This is a genomic window from Streptomyces sp. NPDC016469 (genome assembly GCF_040632905.1).
Taxonomy (GTDB): domain Bacteria; phylum Actinomycetota; class Actinomycetes; order Streptomycetales; family Streptomycetaceae; genus Streptomyces.
This window is the reverse complement of sequence record NZ_JBEYCQ010000041.1, coordinates 35,492-51,079: the sequence shown is the minus strand read 5'-3', so window position 1 is coordinate 51,079 and position 15,588 is coordinate 35,492. Positions and strand designations below refer to the sequence as shown.

At 67.6% G+C, this 15,588-nt stretch carries 13 protein-coding genes and 4 pseudogenes; 6 read left to right on the top strand and 11 right to left on the bottom strand.

Annotated elements, in window-relative coordinates; genetic code table 11:
• From ABZ565_RS31865 to ABZ565_RS31850, 4 genes and pseudogenes are all read right to left on the bottom strand, one after another.
• Positions 1–667 (bottom strand): annotated as a pseudogene (locus tag ABZ565_RS31865) (transposase); the annotation flags it as partial.
• Positions 668–710: 43 nt separating this feature from the next.
• Entirely contained in the window at positions 711–1,055 is a 345-nt protein-coding gene (locus ABZ565_RS31860; protein WP_361034659.1) for a hypothetical protein, read from the bottom strand.
• A 142-nt stretch (positions 1,056–1,197) separates the two neighbouring features.
• Positions 1,198–1,731 (bottom strand): annotated as a pseudogene (locus tag ABZ565_RS31855) (helicase associated domain-containing protein); the annotation flags it as partial.
• 244 nt (positions 1,732–1,975) lie between these two features.
• Positions 1,976–2,179 (bottom strand): cold-shock protein, encoded by a 204-nt coding sequence (locus tag ABZ565_RS31850; RefSeq protein WP_361034656.1) that lies wholly within the window; start codon positions 2,177–2,179, stop codon positions 1,976–1,978.
• A gap of 153 nt (positions 2,180–2,332) precedes the next feature.
• On the opposite strand from ABZ565_RS31850, the gene ABZ565_RS31845 reads away from it, so the two are divergent.
• Positions 2,333–2,512 carry a hypothetical protein gene (locus ABZ565_RS31845; RefSeq protein WP_361034653.1) on the top strand — a complete coding sequence of 60 codons (180 nt, stop codon included), beginning with the start codon at positions 2,333–2,335 and terminating at the stop codon, positions 2,510–2,512.
• 52 nt (positions 2,513–2,564) lie between these two features.
• Here ABZ565_RS31845 and ABZ565_RS31840 read toward each other — a convergent pair.
• The 3 genes and pseudogenes from ABZ565_RS31840 to ABZ565_RS31830 form a co-directional block, all read right to left on the bottom strand.
• Positions 2,565–4,604, bottom strand: a pseudogene (locus ABZ565_RS31840) (Helicase associated domain protein); the annotation flags it as partial.
• A gap of 119 nt (positions 4,605–4,723) precedes the next feature.
• Complete coding sequence (locus tag ABZ565_RS31835; protein WP_361034650.1) at positions 4,724–4,969, bottom strand: HEAT repeat domain-containing protein; 246 nt, start codon at positions 4,967–4,969, stop codon at positions 4,724–4,726.
• A 34-nt stretch (positions 4,970–5,003) separates the two neighbouring features.
• The gene (locus ABZ565_RS31830) at positions 5,004–6,794 is read right to left on the bottom strand and encodes a hypothetical protein (RefSeq protein WP_361034647.1); all 1,791 of its coding nucleotides are present in this window, start codon (positions 6,792–6,794) and stop codon (positions 5,004–5,006) included.
• Positions 6,795–7,011: 217 nt separating this feature from the next.
• Between ABZ565_RS31830 and ABZ565_RS31825 the strand changes: the two are divergent.
• From ABZ565_RS31825 to ABZ565_RS31815, 3 genes and pseudogenes are all read left to right on the top strand, one after another.
• A pseudogene (locus ABZ565_RS31825) lies at positions 7,012–7,198 on the top strand (hypothetical protein); the annotation flags it as partial.
• A 118-nt stretch (positions 7,199–7,316) separates the two neighbouring features.
• Positions 7,317–8,009 (top strand): hypothetical protein, encoded by a 693-nt coding sequence (locus ABZ565_RS31820; RefSeq protein ID WP_361034644.1) that lies wholly within the window; start codon positions 7,317–7,319, stop codon positions 8,007–8,009.
• Positions 8,010–8,316: 307 nt separating this feature from the next.
• Positions 8,317–9,120: an NAD(P)-dependent oxidoreductase gene (locus ABZ565_RS31815; RefSeq protein ID WP_361034641.1), complete on the top strand. Its 804-nt coding sequence runs from the start codon at positions 8,317–8,319 to the stop codon at positions 9,118–9,120.
• 245 nt (positions 9,121–9,365) lie between these two features.
• Here the strand turns inward: ABZ565_RS31815 and ABZ565_RS31810 are convergent, their stop codons facing one another.
• Positions 9,366–9,791, bottom strand: coding sequence for a Tn3 family transposase (locus ABZ565_RS31810; protein WP_361034638.1), 426 nt, complete (start codon positions 9,789–9,791; stop codon positions 9,366–9,368).
• 158 nt (positions 9,792–9,949) lie between these two features.
• Between ABZ565_RS31810 and ABZ565_RS31805 the strand changes: the two genes are divergently transcribed.
• The gene (locus tag ABZ565_RS31805; protein ID WP_361034635.1) at positions 9,950–10,435 is read left to right on the top strand and encodes a DUF1877 family protein; all 486 of its coding nucleotides are present in this window, start codon (positions 9,950–9,952) and stop codon (positions 10,433–10,435) included.
• A gap of 18 nt (positions 10,436–10,453) precedes the next feature.
• Here the strand turns inward: ABZ565_RS31805 and ABZ565_RS31800 are convergent, their stop codons facing one another.
• Together ABZ565_RS31800 and cspE are read right to left on the bottom strand one after the other, a co-directional pair.
• A complete protein-coding gene (locus ABZ565_RS31800; protein WP_361034632.1) occupies positions 10,454–11,329 on the bottom strand; it encodes an IS5 family transposase in 876 nt (291 codons plus the stop codon).
• Positions 11,330–11,911: 582 nt separating this feature from the next.
• Complete coding sequence (gene cspE / locus ABZ565_RS31795; RefSeq protein WP_361034629.1) at positions 11,912–12,121, bottom strand: transcription antiterminator/RNA stability regulator CspE; 210 nt, start codon at positions 12,119–12,121, stop codon at positions 11,912–11,914.
• A gap of 335 nt (positions 12,122–12,456) precedes the next feature.
• Between cspE and ABZ565_RS31790 the strand changes: the two genes are divergently transcribed.
• Positions 12,457–13,554 (top strand): relaxase domain-containing protein, encoded by a 1,098-nt coding sequence (locus tag ABZ565_RS31790; RefSeq protein WP_361034626.1) that lies wholly within the window; start codon positions 12,457–12,459, stop codon positions 13,552–13,554.
• 1,066 nt (positions 13,555–14,620) lie between these two features.
• Here ABZ565_RS31790 and ABZ565_RS31785 read toward each other — a convergent pair.
• Positions 14,621–15,424, bottom strand: coding sequence for a class I SAM-dependent methyltransferase (locus ABZ565_RS31785; RefSeq protein WP_361034623.1), 804 nt, complete (start codon positions 15,422–15,424; stop codon positions 14,621–14,623).
• Positions 15,425–15,588: the final 164 nt, after the last annotated feature.

The following is a 15,588-nucleotide window of genomic DNA, read 5'->3' as shown; positions in this document are numbered from 1 at the left end:
GGCGAAGGTGTGCTCGACGCGGGCCCGGACCTTGCGGTGGGAGGCGTTGTGGTCCTCCTTCCAGGCGGGCAGTTCGTCGTTCTTGTGCCTGCGGTGGTGCGGGATGGTCAGGCCGGTGCCGCGGTAGCCGCCGTCGGTGATCACCGTGGGAGTGGTGCCGGCGGCGGCCTTCGCGCCGGAGTTCTCCCAAGGCTCTGCAGTCGTTGCGGTTGCCGGGCAGCGGCCGGCCGACGGCGACGATCAGGCGGGTGTCGGCGTCGATGACGACCTGATGGTTGGTGGAGTAGCGGTAGTTCTTGCTGGATGCGGCCACGGTCCGGTCGCGGGTCGGAACCAGGGTGCCGTCCACGATGAGCACGGTGGTTTTGCGGAACCGTCGCCGGGGCTGAAGGGCGAGAGCCGGTCCGAGATGGTCGACGCTCCGGTCGGCTGCCGACTTGGATATACCGAACAGCGGAGCGAGCTGGCGCAGGGTGAGGTTGGTGCGCCAGTACGCGGCCACCAGCAGCACCCGGTCCTCCAAGGGCAGCGACCACGGCCGGCCCTTGCGGACCGGATCGGCTCCCTCACGCCGCAGCGCGGTGATCAACTTGCTGAACTGCCGAGGGCTCAGCCCGGTGAACGGACCTATCCAGGAGGGCTCCGACGCCGTGATCACACCAGTCACGGCAAGATCATCTCACCCCTGACCAGCAGTTACGGGACAACCTCTAGTAGTGGGTGCTCTCGGCATACTGGTCGAACGCGTTGAGCACGGCGATGATCCCGGCTTCCCAACTCGGGAACGGGGGCATGCTGTGAATCACGTCGATAGCTGGCGCCCCCATGTGCAGGAGGCCATTCATCCCGTAGGCGGTGTACCAGCTGGCAGCATCGAAGGTCACGTGTCCCCTCAAGGTGAAGCCGATGTCATCCGGATCCGGGTCTGTACATATGAAGACCCGCGGCGGTCCAGGATGCTCGTCAACAGAGACGAGGTGCAGGCCCCTTGCTGCTACCTCGCTACGCACGCTCTTATCAATCGCCGAGAGATTCACTACCGCCATTGCGACCACCCCCAGTTTCCTGGCGGCCGCTTGTTCCCAGCCACCCGTACATTGCACGTGGATGTAAGGGTACTGAAGGCGGTGCGGTTCCGGACAACGTCGTGACACTCAGCCCAGATGATCGTCATGTACTGAGGTGCCAGCCATCCAGCTATGCCGCCCAGTCGAGCCCCAGTTCGGCGAGGGCGGCCAGCTGCTGCGAGGTGAGCTTGTCCCGCCTCGCCTTTGTGTTCGACAGCCATAAGCCTAGTCGCACTGGCACGGTCTCGCCGGCGACGACGACGTCCACGACCGCCCCGCGTGGGACGGGCTGGCCGGTATCTTCGCGCTCCACCCACTGGGTGAGGGCTGCCAGGCCGCGCTGGAAGGCGGCCTCGGCCTTGCTCCCGGGTTTCTTCGGGCCCTTGAGCGCGGCGGCCAGCGCGGGACGGAGCTTTGCTGGGGTGGCGGCCGCCACGAGGAGGGCCGCGCCCTGCACGCCCAGGGCGGTCAGGCGTTCGCGCTGTTCGGGCATCAGCTGCGCCCATGTGCCGGGTTCCTGCTGTCGCCACCGCCAGGTGCCGATGTCGTCGCCGTCGAACGTGACGCCGGGCGCGATGTGGGGCAGGTGGCCGTCGGCGTCGACCAGGTCGGCCAGGACGCGGTAGTGGCGCTGTCAGTTCAGCGGCCAGGGGCAGTTCCAGTCGGGCCTATCCCGCCATTCACCTTCTACAGGACCGGTTTTGGGCTCGCGTGTGACGCCGATCTTGGAAACCCCTCCGCCGTGACCACATTGTGATCGACGCCGTCCTCTGCCGTTGAATCTGGATCGCGTGCCAGTGAAGTGGGACCAGTCATACGACTGAACGCAGAGCGGTATGCGCGACCGCTCTTGCACGCTCGGAGAGCAAAGCGTGCGAGAGGCGGTCCGAATCAGGTCTCATGGCCGGTCAGAGGACGTTGACATGCTCGGCCGTCGGCCCCTTCGGGCCCGGGTGCACGTCGAACTCGACCGTCTGGTTCTCCTGGAGTTCCTTGGAGCCGTGGCCCTGGATCGCGGAGAAGTGGACGAACACGTCCGGCCCCCCACCGTCCTGGGCGATGAAGCCGAAACCCTTCTCCGCGTCGAACCACTTCACGGTGCCCATTGCCATGCGCTTCCCCTTACAAGGTCCAAATGCTGTACAGCCAGCCTAGAGGTTCTCCGAGGAGCGCCACATGCGACACGAGGACTGCAAGGAGGACGTCAGCGAGCTGCGGTTCTCGGCCGGTGTGACATCACCTCGGCCGGGTGCATCGTTGAAACCGTGATGGATGTCGACCTTGCACGAGCTCTGGGAGAATTCGGCGCCGATCTCCGCACTCTCTATATTGAGCGGGTCGACCAACTTTCCCTCACGGACGCCCTGAGCCGTTTGGTGGAACAGGTCACGGTGCTCGGCACAATGGGCGATGTCCCGAATCGTTTGGGTTTCGATACGCGTTGATCGCGTTCATCTCCTCGGCGGCACCACAGGAGACGTGCATCAGGTTCACGCTTTACGTCCATCGCATGCCGATGGCGGACAGCAGCTCAATCCGCTCCGGGGACAACGCTGCCGCCCTGCTCCGCTGATTCCCGATCCAGGTTCCGAGCTTGTGGGCGCGGCCCTCCTGGCCCTCGCCGACGATCTGTTCGACCCACTTCCGCGGGACCTGAAGGTGCCCCTCGCGCTCGTAGTACTGCTTGGCCGCCTGGTAGTTCATCGCCCACATGCCAGCCTGCGTACGGGAAGGGTGCGGCTTCTCATCTTCCGTATCCGGCTCGATCCCGAGAACCTGTCCGCACAGCCACTGCTGCACGGCCGTCAGGCCGTCCCACCCGAGCCTCACCGCCCGCACCCACCGGCCCAGGTCCTCGCCCTGGTCCATGACATCGCCGGGCTCGGTGGGCAGCGGGTGGCCGGCGTCCATGCGGAGCCGGACGAGATGAAACGCGCGCTGCCATTCCACCGGCCAGGCCGGGCAACACGACGGATCGATCTCCTCCAGCTGCTCGCGCCGTTAGTCCGACAAGGCCCCGGCCGTCGATTGGACCGGCAGCCCTTCGGCACGCCGCCGTTCGTTCGCGGCCGCCCTGCGGGCCGCGGCCCGCGCGTTCTTCAGCCAGATCCCCACCCGGTAGCCCTGGTGGACGGCATTGGTAGGAGCCAAGAGGTGGCCGGCCTGGGCCGCCCACCCGCGCGCCGCCGCGAGGCCCTCGTCCCACGCGACGTCGTAGTGCGATCACACCATGCCCAGCTCCTCCAGCTGCGCGACACGCTCCTCACCCATGTCCCCGCGGGCGTAGAACCTGCGGGTGTCGGCCGTCCACTGACCCAGGGGGAACCCGGCGAGCGACGCCGGCCACACCTCGACCTCGCCCAAGCCCTCCTCGACCTCATTCGGGTCAGCGGCGGGCGCGCGGTAGGTGAACGGCACCTCCAGATCGCCATGCAACCGGTGATAGATCCCGGCGGCCTCGACACCCCGCTGCCAGTGCTCGTTCTCCGGATTGAGCACACGCAGATTGATGAACGTGGCCAGCTGCGCCGGATCACGCGGCACGGAGAACTTCAGCAGCTCCCGCGCCGGCGCCGACGGACCGTCCACCTCGCCCTCCTCGGCCTCGCCCGTTTCGCCCCCTGGCCCTGTGCGGGCGTGTAGGCGCTAGGGACTTGCTGCTCGGCAAGCCGCTCCACGACGCGGGCGTCGTGCGCCCGGAGGGCTTCCAAGAGCTTCGCGAGCCCAGAACACGCCCGGGAGGTGAGCATGCTGTCGACGGTCTCGCCCGGACCGAGGAGCACTGGCACGACGAGCGAGGCGATCTTGCCCTCGCCGGGCTGTATTCGCAGTGCCCGGTCCACCGCCTGGACCAGGTCGGGCATCGCCCCGCGTACGTCCGCGAAGTACACGGAGTCGCAGTTCTTGGTGTCGACGCCCTCGCCCAGGACCTTCACCGACCCCAGAAAACTCTTCTCCACGACCGCGCCGTCGGTGGCGATCCCGGCCGCGAACTCGTCCAGCACCCGGCGCCGGTGGAGCGGCTTGTGCTCCCCGCACAGCCAGTCGGCCCAGATCGTGCGCGGGTAGAGCTCGGGTTCGGCAGCGTGCAGCCGCGCGGCGACGTCGGGGAGACCGGTCGCGAACGCCTCGGCCTCGCGGACCTGGTGGTGGAAGGTCAGCGTGCGCCGGAAGCCTTCCTTCGAGGACGCCTTCACCAAGGCGGTCTGGAGGGCGGCGAGCCGGGCCCCGCGTACCTCGTCCGACCGGCCCTCGACCCCGAGGAGCTGCGCGGCCTGGAGCTGGGTGTCGGTGATGTCCACGCACACGACCTGGTACGGGGCACAGATGCCCCGGTCCACCGCTGCCGAGAGGGTGAGCGTGTACGCCCTGCTGCCGAAGGGCCCTTCCGGGTCGTCTTCCATGCTCACGACCAGCTCGGCCAGCACTCCGCGGCCGGCGTCCTCGTCGAGCTGCCACATGCGCGGGGATGCGGGTGTTGTCGTGGACGACGGCCCACGGCTTCCCGATCCGGCCCGATGTCCGGTGCGCTTCCTCCGTTTTACCGATCCTGGAAGTGATTGAGACGTTTCTGAGCTGCTCCTATGCGTCGTGTAGATGTTTGTGACGTATGGGCTGTCGGCGCAGCATCCATGTTTTTGTTGCCGGGACTCTGCTTATGGGATTTGCGCTGCCGCTTTGCGGACACGTGCGCTGCTGTCCGTACGGAGCTTTGCAGTGACGGCAGCGTACGTGCGGTGTTCGTCCGAGGTGAAGCTGGCAAGGGCGTGGGCCAAGTTGCGGCGCACGCCGGGATTGGAGTCCTCGGCGAAGGTGTGTATCAGAGACGGATCTCGGTGGCTGGCGCGGCCCCAGCAGACCACGGCAGTCTGCCGCACAAACTGTGATGGATGAGTGGCCATCAGTGAGATCGGGGCGGGCGCCAAAGGGTCGAGTTCACACACGGTCCGTGCCTGCAGCCAGCCGTTGCCTCCCTGCTGTTCGGGGTAGGTCAGGAGGGGGAGTAGATGCTGTTCGACGCGGATGGCGTGTTCGGCAGTGGTGCCAAGAAGGGCGGATGCGTGCAGGATCGCTGCGGGCAGACGCCATTCCCCTTCCGTGTTGACCTTGAAGCGGCTCAGGGGGTGTTGGGTGCGTCAGCCGAGTTTTGCCCCGGATCCTGGTACAGGACCATGAGTCGTTCGAAGGTGTCGTCTCGCACGGGCACTGGAAGAGTCTCGGCGAGGATGGACAATGCGCGAACGGCCTCGGATCGTCGGTCGGCCATGTCCCTACGATCTTCGGCCCACAACAGCAGGTGCGCTGCCACTCGTTCACGCAGGCTGGTGCCTGTGGCGCTCTGGGTGTCTGGGCAGCCTTAAGGAATGCTGCGCACTGCGGCGCGATGGTGCCCATTGAGTAGAAGGGGCGGTCGGTTCCCACCGGTTCGGCCAGCACGGCGTCGGCCAGTTCTCGCGCGGTCTCGGCGATAGACGGGTCGTCCACCTGCCAGTGCGCCAGAACAGCTGCGGCCCCGCGGTGTCCCTGTTGCGCCCGCTTGCGGACCACCGGCACAGCCGACGGCAGACGGGTATGAAGGTCGGCCAGCAGACCCTCTGCTCCGTTCACATCGAGCTTCCATGCATCCAGCAGGGCTTGCGCGGCCTGGTCTGCCACGGGCAAGTCGGCCTTGGTGCAGGCAGCGAGGAAAGCCAGCATCTGCTCATCAATGGACCGGGAAATGCCGGGCTCTCGTGGAATCCATTCGATCAGCAAGGGCAGGATCTGTTGCGCTGGCGCCTCCGGCAGTCGCTCATCGAGCGCTCCCAGGGCTCCGAGAGCCTGGATGACTGGACGGATACCCGCCAGCGCCGACTGAGTGCCCGTGATGACGATGTCCGCAAGGCGGGCGGCGATGCCCGCGACGGCGTCATCAGGAATGAGATCTGCTTGCTGGCCGATCACCGCCGCGGCTGCGCTGCATACCCACCGCGCCCTGATGTCCAGGAGGCTACTCACGTCGAGGAACTCGGTTAGTGATTCGGCTGCGGAACATGCGTCCTTCCGGCGGCCGGCAAGGATGAATTGGCGCACGGAATACTTCGCTTCTCCGGCACGGTTGAAGACTTCCCCGTATCGCTGGTGAGCGAGGTTTTCATCGGTCAGCGCACCGGAGAGCCGGTCCTGCCACAGCCACTGATGCGCGGCTCGTGAGGCGTCGGGCAGTCTGCCGTCGACCAGGGCTTCCAGGGCGCTGACGGCCGGGTTAAAGGAAAGGTTGATGAGCCGCGCGCCTTTGGCGCCGACCGTGCGGGCCGAGAGCATGGCCTGGGACGATTCTTTGAAACCTGCGTTGTACTGGTCGGACAGGAAGGAAATGGAGCGCAGGGCGTGCCGGGCGTCGCCGCCCAGGTCTTCTCGGGTAGCGGCCAGTACAGCGCGTCGGTAGGCCTCAATGGCCTCGCTTCCGAGGTCTGCAAGGGCCAGGGCGCGTCCGCGGCGCATGTGCACCAAGACCGCGGGGCGTTCCGGTATGCGGCCGCCCAGAGCGTGCCGGTCGAGGCCTGCATAGGCTTCTTCCGGGCTCCGTCCGGCCCGGACGGCCAGGTCCGCCAGACAGCACTCCAGCCGGATCTTCAAGAGCCCACTCTGAGAGGAGACAACCCCGGCAGCCAGATCGGTCAGTCGTGCCGGGTCATCGTCTGGGTGTTCGTCGACAAGGATCTGCTCGGCGACTGCCAGCACCAAGCGGGGCGCCAAGATATCGCCAGCCTGCACTGCAGCCTCTAGCGCGGCGGTCACCGGCGCGGACCGCGCCGTCCGGAGTGACACGATCGCACGGTTTGGCACTTATCGGCTCGCGTGGTCCGCTGGCCGCCGACGCCTGATGGCGTACCGACATGCCCCATAGCTCTACACGCGTTCCAGGGAGTAAAACCCACTCCTGTTTCGCGCTCCTTCGGCTGTGAAACAGGCGGACGCCCGCATCTGGGCCGCGGCCGGATCGATCCCCCTTCCAGCGCCCTCAGCTTGTCGCCACCGGCAGGCAACTCGTGAACGTCGGCGCCTTCGGCCTCGGGGTGCCGCACTACCAGGACATCGGCTACAAGGCCCCGCAGGCGGCGGGTGCCCCGGCCGAGCGGAGGAAGTAGCCGGATATCCGCACCTCTGGAACTGCTCAAGTCACTTGTCCGTGAGGACCGTTACGGCCACCGTGGTCCGTGACCACCGATGAATTCCACCGGAAGAACGGACCACGGGGGCGGGACCATGAAGCGGACACGAGTGCATCTCGGAGCGGCCGCCGCGATCGTCGCGGCGGCCCTCGCGTGCGTCAGCGGCTGCTCGGCAGCGGACGGCGGGAGCACCGACGCGAAGCCGACCGGATCGGCGAGGGCGGCGGCGGACAAGACAGTCGCCCGGGAGCCGCAGGCATGCCGGGGCGGCACGTACACCTGGTTCAACATGCAGGACCGTTCCGTACTGAACGGGCTCGCCGACCCGCAGCGCGTCACGGGCGGGTCCAGCAAAATGACCAAGCTGACCGAGCCCGTCCGGCGGTTGCGTACGGACCAGGCGTCCGTGGTGTCCCAGGGGTCGCGCGTGGACCCGAAGCAGGTGCTCATCGCGCTGAGCACGCACCTCGGATTCACGGAGAAGGACGACGATCCGGAGATGGGGTCGGGGCTCGGCGAGCCGGGGGAATACGCGGAGATCGATTCGGGCGGCGGCGAGGCCAGCGGCTCGGCCCGCACCGTCCGGCTGGTCTCCTACAGCTTCGTCCGCCTGGTCGAGACGGACTTCCGCTACACCTGCGGAAGCGGTGAGGACCGGAGGACGACCACGGGGCACGTGGTCACCTGGCCCAGCTCGGGCGGCGGACTCATCAGCTGCGAGGAACCGCTGGACAAGAAGGCGTCGACCGCCGCCCACGAGGCCTTCAGGCTGTCCTGCCCGGCCTAGGTGTTCTGTCCTGGGAGGTTGTGGACGGGTGATGCAGGTCTCGACTGAGAGATCTTGAATGGGTGAGGGCCTTCCGGGTTCGGTGTCGATTGATGAACACGGGTGCCCGCTTCGGCCTCGGAGTTCCAGCTGTCCTCTGGCATCGAACCTGGACCGTCTGCCACCGAAGTTGAATCGTTGATGGCGCTCGCTGCGAACCCCGTCCCTCGCTCAAGAGGTTCCCGGAGTTCCGCGGGTTACCCACCGCCTTGCTGAGTGGATCAACGGGAGCGAAGATGTCCGGGTCGTCGAAGGCAGGGGAAGCGCAGTGAGTCTGGGAACGGTGGCAGTAACGGGAGCGGCGGGCACCATCGGTTCCGTGGCGAGGGAGGCGCTACGGGGCGAGGTGGAGCGGTTGATCCTGCTCGACCGCGTGCCGCTCCGCCCAGAGGCCGAGAACGAGGACGTGCACACTGTGGACCTGCGGGACGCCGCCGCTGTGGAGTCAGCCCTTGCGGGAGCCGACCGGGTGCTGCACCTGGGCGGCGTGCCCGACGAGGCACCCCTCCCGGATCTGCTCGAAACCAACGTGCTCGGCACGCACCACGTTCTGGAGGCTGCGCGGCGCACGGAAATCGAGCGGGTGGTGCTGGCAAGCACCAATCGTGTCACCGGCTTCTATCCCGCCGGGCACCTCACGAGTCCCCAGGAGCCGGTACGGCCCGACGGCCTCTACGGGGTGAGCAAAGCCGCCGTCGAGGCGCTCGGACAGCTGTATGCCGACAAGTTCGGCCTGTCCGTTGTCTGCCTGCGTATCGGCAGCTTCGAACACCTGCCTACTGAACCCCGGCACCTGGCGACCTGGTTGAGCCCGCGCGACGCGGTTGGCTATCTGCGGGCCGCCCTGGTCGCACCGCCCTCCATCCGATTCACCGCCGCATACGCCGTTTCCAACAACACTCGCCGCTTCTGGGCACTGCCCGACCCTGCGGAACTGGCCTACACCCCCGTCGACAACGCCGAACTCCATGCCGCAGGCATTCCCGCGATGGACTCCCCGACCGACCCGGCCGCGCCTCAAGCCGGCCCCTACGCCCTACCGCAATTCACCCTCAAGCACCTTCGCCCCTGACGCTGGAGCTACCCCTTGAGCGTGGGCGCCTGGTCGGTCGACGCGGTAGAGCGGCTTTGTCCCAGGACGGACAGTAGCCGCAGTTTCTCCGCACTCTCACTGCGCGGTGCGGCGGTGAGCACCAGCAGGACCCGCCGACGGGGACGACGTCTCCCGCGACCTGGTGCTCGCGGAGATGATCGCGGGCGACCGCAGGTACCCCTGGCCGACCGCCTACGAAGCGGCCGGTCGGTGCGGGGCGCACGTCATCGCATCTCCGCGGTTGATCGGTCGGCGGTGTCCGCCGGAGTGCGGAGGCGGGGCACCGTGAGCCCCAGGTCGAGGCGCTTGTCCATGTCCAGCCGGAACGTGCCGTACGGGTTGACGTTCGACCAGAACAGCGCGGTCAGGCCGCGCCGGTCCTCGTCGCTGAGCTTCTTCGCCCACGCGGGTTCGGCCAGGACCTGCTGCACCAGCAGGGTGTTGACGTGCACGAGCGCGGGCTGGAGCAGGTGCAGGGCGAGCATCGAGGTCTCGGCGTGCTCCTTGTCCGGGCCGGTGAGGGCGCCGTCCTTGCCGTAGTGCAGCACAGTGTTCGCCGAGTTCCAGTTCTCCACGACCTGGAGGCCGCCGTGGATCTCCCGGCGCAGGCCGGGGCTGGCGAGGTAGTCGCAGGCGAAGACCGTGCGCACGGTGCGGCCGAATTCTTCGAGCGCGGCGTTAGGGCGTGTATCGAAAGTCCTGCCGGATGCCGCGAGTCGACAGCCGGCGACACGGCTGTCAGTGCCCTCGCGTAGGTTCTGGCCGTTCGGCCCAACAGGTGGGTCGTTGAGCTGAGGGATTCGACGTAGTGAGCATCTACCTGCACTTTCGTGCCGTCCCTGAGTCCGAGATCCGGGACGACCACACCTGGCTCGCTGCGTTCATGTCCGAGGCTTGGGAAAACGACACCGAGGAGTACGCAGCGGGCATCGCCCACTCGATCAACAAGGGCTGGGACGCCGTCAACGACCTCTATGCCGCAGCCGATGCCCTCTATGCAGACGCCGACAAGCCCTGGACATTGCCGATCTACGGCGGCCGCCCCGTGCCCCACAGCACTGACGCTGCCCCCTCTGATCCCCCGTTGATGCTTCTGGAGCCGCCTGGCGTGTCACAGGCCGCGCGTTTCCTTACGACTGTCTCTTTCGACGAGCTGTGGAACGCTGGTGGCGTCCGGTTCAGTGCCCTCGGCTGGACCAGGCAGGAGCACCTCGAACATCACCGGGACCTCCGAGAGTTCTATCGACAGGCGGCCTCGGCAGGCCACGCCGTGGTCAAAGCGGTGTGGGCTTGAGATGTCTCCAGGTGCTGATCACATCCATTCGCTGATGGCTGCGACCAGCACGGTCGCCTCGTAGCGGACGGCGAGTTTGTCGTATCGCGTGGCGACAGCGCGGTGCCTCTTGAGGCGGTTGATCCCGCACTCGACTGCATGACGCTCGCGATAGTCGACCGGGTCGAAGTATGGAGGTCGGCCTCCGCGTGAGCCGAGCTTCTGGCGGTTGCGCGCCTGGTCGGCCTTGTCCGGGATGGTGCAGCGGATCCCTCGGCGGCGCAGGTAGGCGCGGTTCTTCCGGGAGGCGTAAGCCTTGTCAGCCCGCACGCGGCGAGGGCGGACGCGTGGCCGGCCGAGCCCGACACGAAGCACGCGGACCTTCTCCAGCACCGGTTCGAACTGTGGTGAGTCGCCTCGCTGCCCGGCAGTCACCAAGACCGACATAACCTTCTGGCCTTGCTCCACGGCCAGGTGCAGCTTGGTGGAGAACCCGCCGCGCGAGCGTCCCAGCCCGTGATCTCCGGGCTCGGCGAACACACCCCCCGGCGGTTCCTTCTGCAGGTCACCCTGCTTGCGGGCCCCGGCCGCATGCTGATGAGCACGGCACACGGTGGAGTCGACACTCAGCTCCCACGCGATCGCCCCTTTCGCGTCGGCCAGGGACTGGAGCCGAGTGAGGATGCGGTGCCAGGTGCCGTCCCGCTGCCACCGACGGAACAGGTCGTAGACCCGGCCCCACGGCCCATATTCAACGGGTACGTCCCGCCACGGAACACCGGTCCGGACCCGGAACCGTATGCCGTCGATCAGTTGCCGCCGGGACCAGGCAGGCGGCCGCCCTGCCTTCGCCCCCCTCGGCAACAACGGCTCCAGCGTCGCCCACTGCTCGTCCGTGAGATCTCCCCGCCCCATGAACCGTGATCATTCACAGCTCAAGATCCACTTTCGATACACGGCCTAGGGAACCTCCAAGCAGCTGGGCGGGAAGATCCTGGAGCCTCATCAATGACTCACTGTTCTGCCGGAGCCGGCGCACCGGTTCAGCATCTCGGCGTTGTCTCACCGCCTCACAGGCTCACGCCGCCTGGCGGCGCGGCGCGCGATTCGCTGATCGGCGCGAAGGTCGCGATCAGCTGTCTCATGAGACACCCTGAACGCGAAGAACTCCTGCACGAGCACTGTCTGATCCTCAACCGCGTTCAGCGCCCGGGCACCGACGCCGATTGTAGGTTCGCATTTCGCGTGTCCCTATCTCGTTGACGGTGGCCTCTGTCCGGCCCAAAGGACATCGCAGGGGGTATCAGCAGCCCGTACGGCGGGCCGACTCGCTGTGCGTCAGGGCGTTCGGGGCGCCCGGCCCCACGTACACATCCCGCAGGCGGTCTCCTTCGGCACGGAAGGGGGCTCCGCCCGCGCCTGCCGTTTTGGGAACGAGCGGCAACGGGCAGAGCGTTGCGGGGGCGCGTGGACTGGTGCTCCCGCCGGGGTTTACGGTCAGATCGCGGTGACGTTCACGGCCGACGGGCCCTTCTGGCCGTCCTGGATTTCGAACTCGACGTTCTGCCCCTCGGCAAGCGTCTTGAAGCCGTTCCCCTGGATGGCGGCGAAGTGCACGAAGACGTCCTTACTGCCGTCGGCCGGGGTGATGAACCCAAAGCCCTTGGACTCGTTGAACCATTTGACCTGTCCCTTGATCTTGGCCATGACTGCCTTCCCTTCCTTGACCACGCCGCGTCCACGAGTGCGGCGTTGCGATGGCGTCACCGTACCGAGGTCTCGTCGTCATCCAGGTGATCAAATGGCGAGGACCCGCGGCGATTGGTCGGATGCGGGTTGCATACAGCCGCACTCCGCCCAAGACGCGAGCACGTGGGGGGCGCACCAGACGGGATCGCCGTGGCTGGCGCAGTCGGCCCGGACGGCGGGCCGTGGCCCCGGTCCGTTGCGTCGGCCGCATCGGCAGTGGGCGCGGCCGACAGGGAACTCCGCATGTCGGCAGTAGGCCCAGCAGCCCCCAAGGGACGAAATTCTGAGACGGAATGCTGTGGCCCCTGAGTGTGACAGCCGGGAAAGCCCAGGCCGCTACAGCGGAATGGGACACTCCGAATTGGAACCTACAGTGGGGGAACCTGTCGGCCGACACGCTGCTGTCCCACATCGTCGCCGCCGACACCCTCTACCTCCTTCACTTCATGGAAGAGGTGTCCACTCGGCTCGGGTGGGCCTGGGCGCCGCGCGAGGTGACACCCGGGCGCCGCCCCGTCATGGAGATCGCCGGAGTGCCCGAGGACCTCATCAACTGGTCCGCGTCCCGCCGCCGGCGCATCGAGGACGCCCTGGAAGTACTCACCGACAGGTACGTGAAGGACCACGGCCACCTGCCCGGCGAGCGCGGCCGCCACCAACTGGGCTGGTGGGCGGCGCAGGAGACCCGGCCCGCGAAGAAAAACCCGAAACTCCTCGCGCAGCTGCTCGCGTGGTGGCGCGCCTCCGCGATCCTGCGCTTCGGCCAGGAGCTGATCGACGGCCTCCTGGACCGGTGCGGTGCAGCGGGGGCGGCGATCCGGGCGCGGGTGGATCCCGCCGTGGACGTGGCGCTCGCCGCCGTCGACGTCGCCGCGGTCGTCTTCACCGTCCGCGAGAAGTTCTCCCGGCGCCACATCCTGGCCGAAGCGCGCCGACACCTGCTGGAGACCCTGCACGGCCGCGAGTTCCCCCACGGCCTGGACGACTCCATCGCCGACCGGGCCCTGCTCCGCCACGCCCGGCGCCACACGGCCACCAAGCCCGGCCATGGGGCGCCGGCACCGAACCGGATGACCTACACCGCCGACTTCCCCCTGCCACACCGGTGGTGGATTGCTCCCGCCCAGAGCGCACCGCCTAGGGAGTCCAGCCGCTACGAGCGCGCCCGGGTCGCGAGCCTTGCTCTGCAGAACGCTATCCGCGACGCCCGCATCCGAGCCGACACCGCCACCGCCACCGAGGCGACGGCCTCGGCTTTCTCCGCCTCTGCCGGTCACCGCGACCTCGAGGGCGCAACGGCGTCCGCTCCCCACGCCGTCGACCACCCCGGCCGGGACACCGCCCTGACCCCGGCACAGCGGGCCGCCGCCGTCCAGGCCCACGCCTGCTGATCAGACTGCGGGACTCGGAGTTCGGGCCCCAGCTGCGTGAGGAGCTGATGAGCCGGACGGAGCCGCAGCACTCCGTCCTGGTTTGGGAGGGTGTCAAAGAGGTACCTGTCCATCGGTGCCAGCGTGTCGGCTGTACCGCGCCGCCCTTCGTGCAGAAGGCCCGCGGGCGTACGCGCAAGTACTGCAGCGACGCGTGTAAGCAGGCTACCCACCGCAGTGCGCGGGCTGAGCGGTCCGCTGAGCGCGCAGTGGCTCCCACAGCCCAGTCCAACCCATGGCCCAGGGCGGTGCGCCCACGGAGAGGGCGGCGGATGCCCTACCGCTTCCTCGACTACACAGAGACGGACGCGGCGTTCCCTGACATCCGGGACGTCGAGCGGGTCAGGCCGGAAGCAGCGAGTACTTCCGGTGGAAGCTGTCCGAGTGGATGCCTTCGCAGGACCGGCCGGAGAGTCTGGGGACGCAGGGGGTCGGCGCCAAGGCTGCCGGGGGCACGGGGAAGATTGGCTTTGGGTGCTGGACGGCAGCAGCAGGATGCGCGCGTTGCGGGATTTGCGCACAGTCCTTCCTGCACGGGATCTGCGACGGACTGCGCGCCCCGACGGTTCAGCGTGGCCGGACCTTGCTGCGCTCGATTCGCTGCTCAGCAAGAGGGGTAGCCGGAGGCTGCGTGGCTCAGGTTGTGGAGCCGCCCCCTCTGAACCGCGGCGTGCGCCGTCTGTAAGCCGTCAAGGGCGCTCTCGCCGGAGGCGGGTGCCAAGCCTGTCTTACCCGTTGCCAGCCGTCCCGTCGGTGCCTGAAAGCCCTGGGTACTGCCCGTGCTGGAACCGGTACCGAGAGCGCCGGCAGAAGGCCGCGTGGCCGATAGCGCGGATGGCCAACACGCCTACGTCCACTGCACGCCCGGCTCGGCTAGGCCGTGAGCTGTTTTCAGCCTCAGCTTGAGCAGGTCAGATACAGGGTGAGGACCGCACCCGCAGCAACCGCTTCGAGCGCTGAACACTTCGCGAAGTGCTGCAGGCGGTCGCGAGCCGGCAGGTCGGCACCGACAACGAGGAGAGGCGGATCAGCGTGCCGGCTCGGACATGCCTCGCGCCTGGTGGCGGCCGGCGACCACCAGGTATCCGTCGCTCCCGGGGTCGAAGGTGGTGGTCTGCACCGTGAGCCCGACACTCCGCAACTGCGCCACGAGGTCCTCGTACCGGTAGGGCCAGATGGACAACCGCTCCGAGCAGGCTCGCACTGCCCCATCCGGCTCGATCTGGGCGACCACGATCTCGAGGAAGTGTTCCTCCTCCCAGCGCTGTTCGATCTGCCAGTAGTAGCTGACGACCGCATCGCGGTCGTTGCGGCGGATGAGTCGATCACGGACGTCTACCCGTGAGCCGGCGGAGCGCACGAGCTCCCAGTTGCGTGAGTGGAGCACAAGGCGTCCGCCCGGAGTCAGCAGCCGCGACATCGCTTCCAGTGCGGTCAGGCGCCCGGCTGCGCCCTCGGCGTGCCCGAGCGAGTTGCCGACGCAGAACACCAGATCGAACGTGGAGTCCTCCAGGTGGTCGGGCAGCTCGTCCCAGCTCGCGCGGAGGGCTCGAAGCGAGACACCCTGCTCGTCGGCGACCTTCTCGGTCCGGCGAACCATCCCACTGCTGGCATCTGCGGCGACCACGTCCAGGCCAAGATTTGCCAGCCCGACGGCGAGCTGGCCGGTTCCACATGCGCAGTCGAGGACACGCGCGTTGGGCGGCACAGAGCCCACGACATCGCTGTAGTAAACCGCGGCTGCCTTGGCGGGGGTCAACCTGTCGTCCCCGATCAGCCACTCGTATACATCGGAAAGCGCCCCATAACCAGCCACCGCGATAACCTCCATCACTCGACGACACGCGGGCGGGACCGCGCTGCGACTGGGACCTTGCGCCTCGCACTGTTCCGGGCGTGTCAGCGAAGCATTGAGCAGGACCTAACCACCTCCGGCCGCTGAGACTCCACCGGATTTCATGGGAAACCGCGGCACGCCGCACCGACGTAGGTCCC

What these genes read in the sequence shown, in the direction of transcription:
- ABZ565_RS31800 (WP_361034632.1), bottom strand. Translation starts at nt 11,329, where the DNA reads ATGGGGCGGGGAGATCTCACGGACGAGCAGTGGGCGACGCTGGAGCCG.
- ABZ565_RS31790 (WP_361034626.1), top strand. Translation starts at nt 12,457, where the DNA reads ATGCTGTGGCCCCTGAGTGTGACAGCCGGGAAAGCCCAGGCCGCTACA.
- ABZ565_RS31820 (WP_361034644.1), top strand. Translation starts at nt 7,317, where the DNA reads ATGAAGCGGACACGAGTGCATCTCGGAGCGGCCGCCGCGATCGTCGCG.
- cspE (WP_361034629.1), bottom strand. Translation starts at nt 12,121, where the DNA reads ATGGCCAAGATCAAGGGACAGGTCAAATGGTTCAACGAGTCCAAGGGC.
- ABZ565_RS31785 (WP_361034623.1), bottom strand. Translation starts at nt 15,424, where the DNA reads ATGGAGGTTATCGCGGTGGCTGGTTATGGGGCGCTTTCCGATGTATAC.
- ABZ565_RS31835 (WP_361034650.1), bottom strand. Translation starts at nt 4,969, where the DNA reads ATGGCCACTCATCCATCACAGTTTGTGCGGCAGACTGCCGTGGTCTGC.
- ABZ565_RS31850 (WP_361034656.1), bottom strand. Translation starts at nt 2,179, where the DNA reads ATGGCAATGGGCACCGTGAAGTGGTTCGACGCGGAGAAGGGTTTCGGC.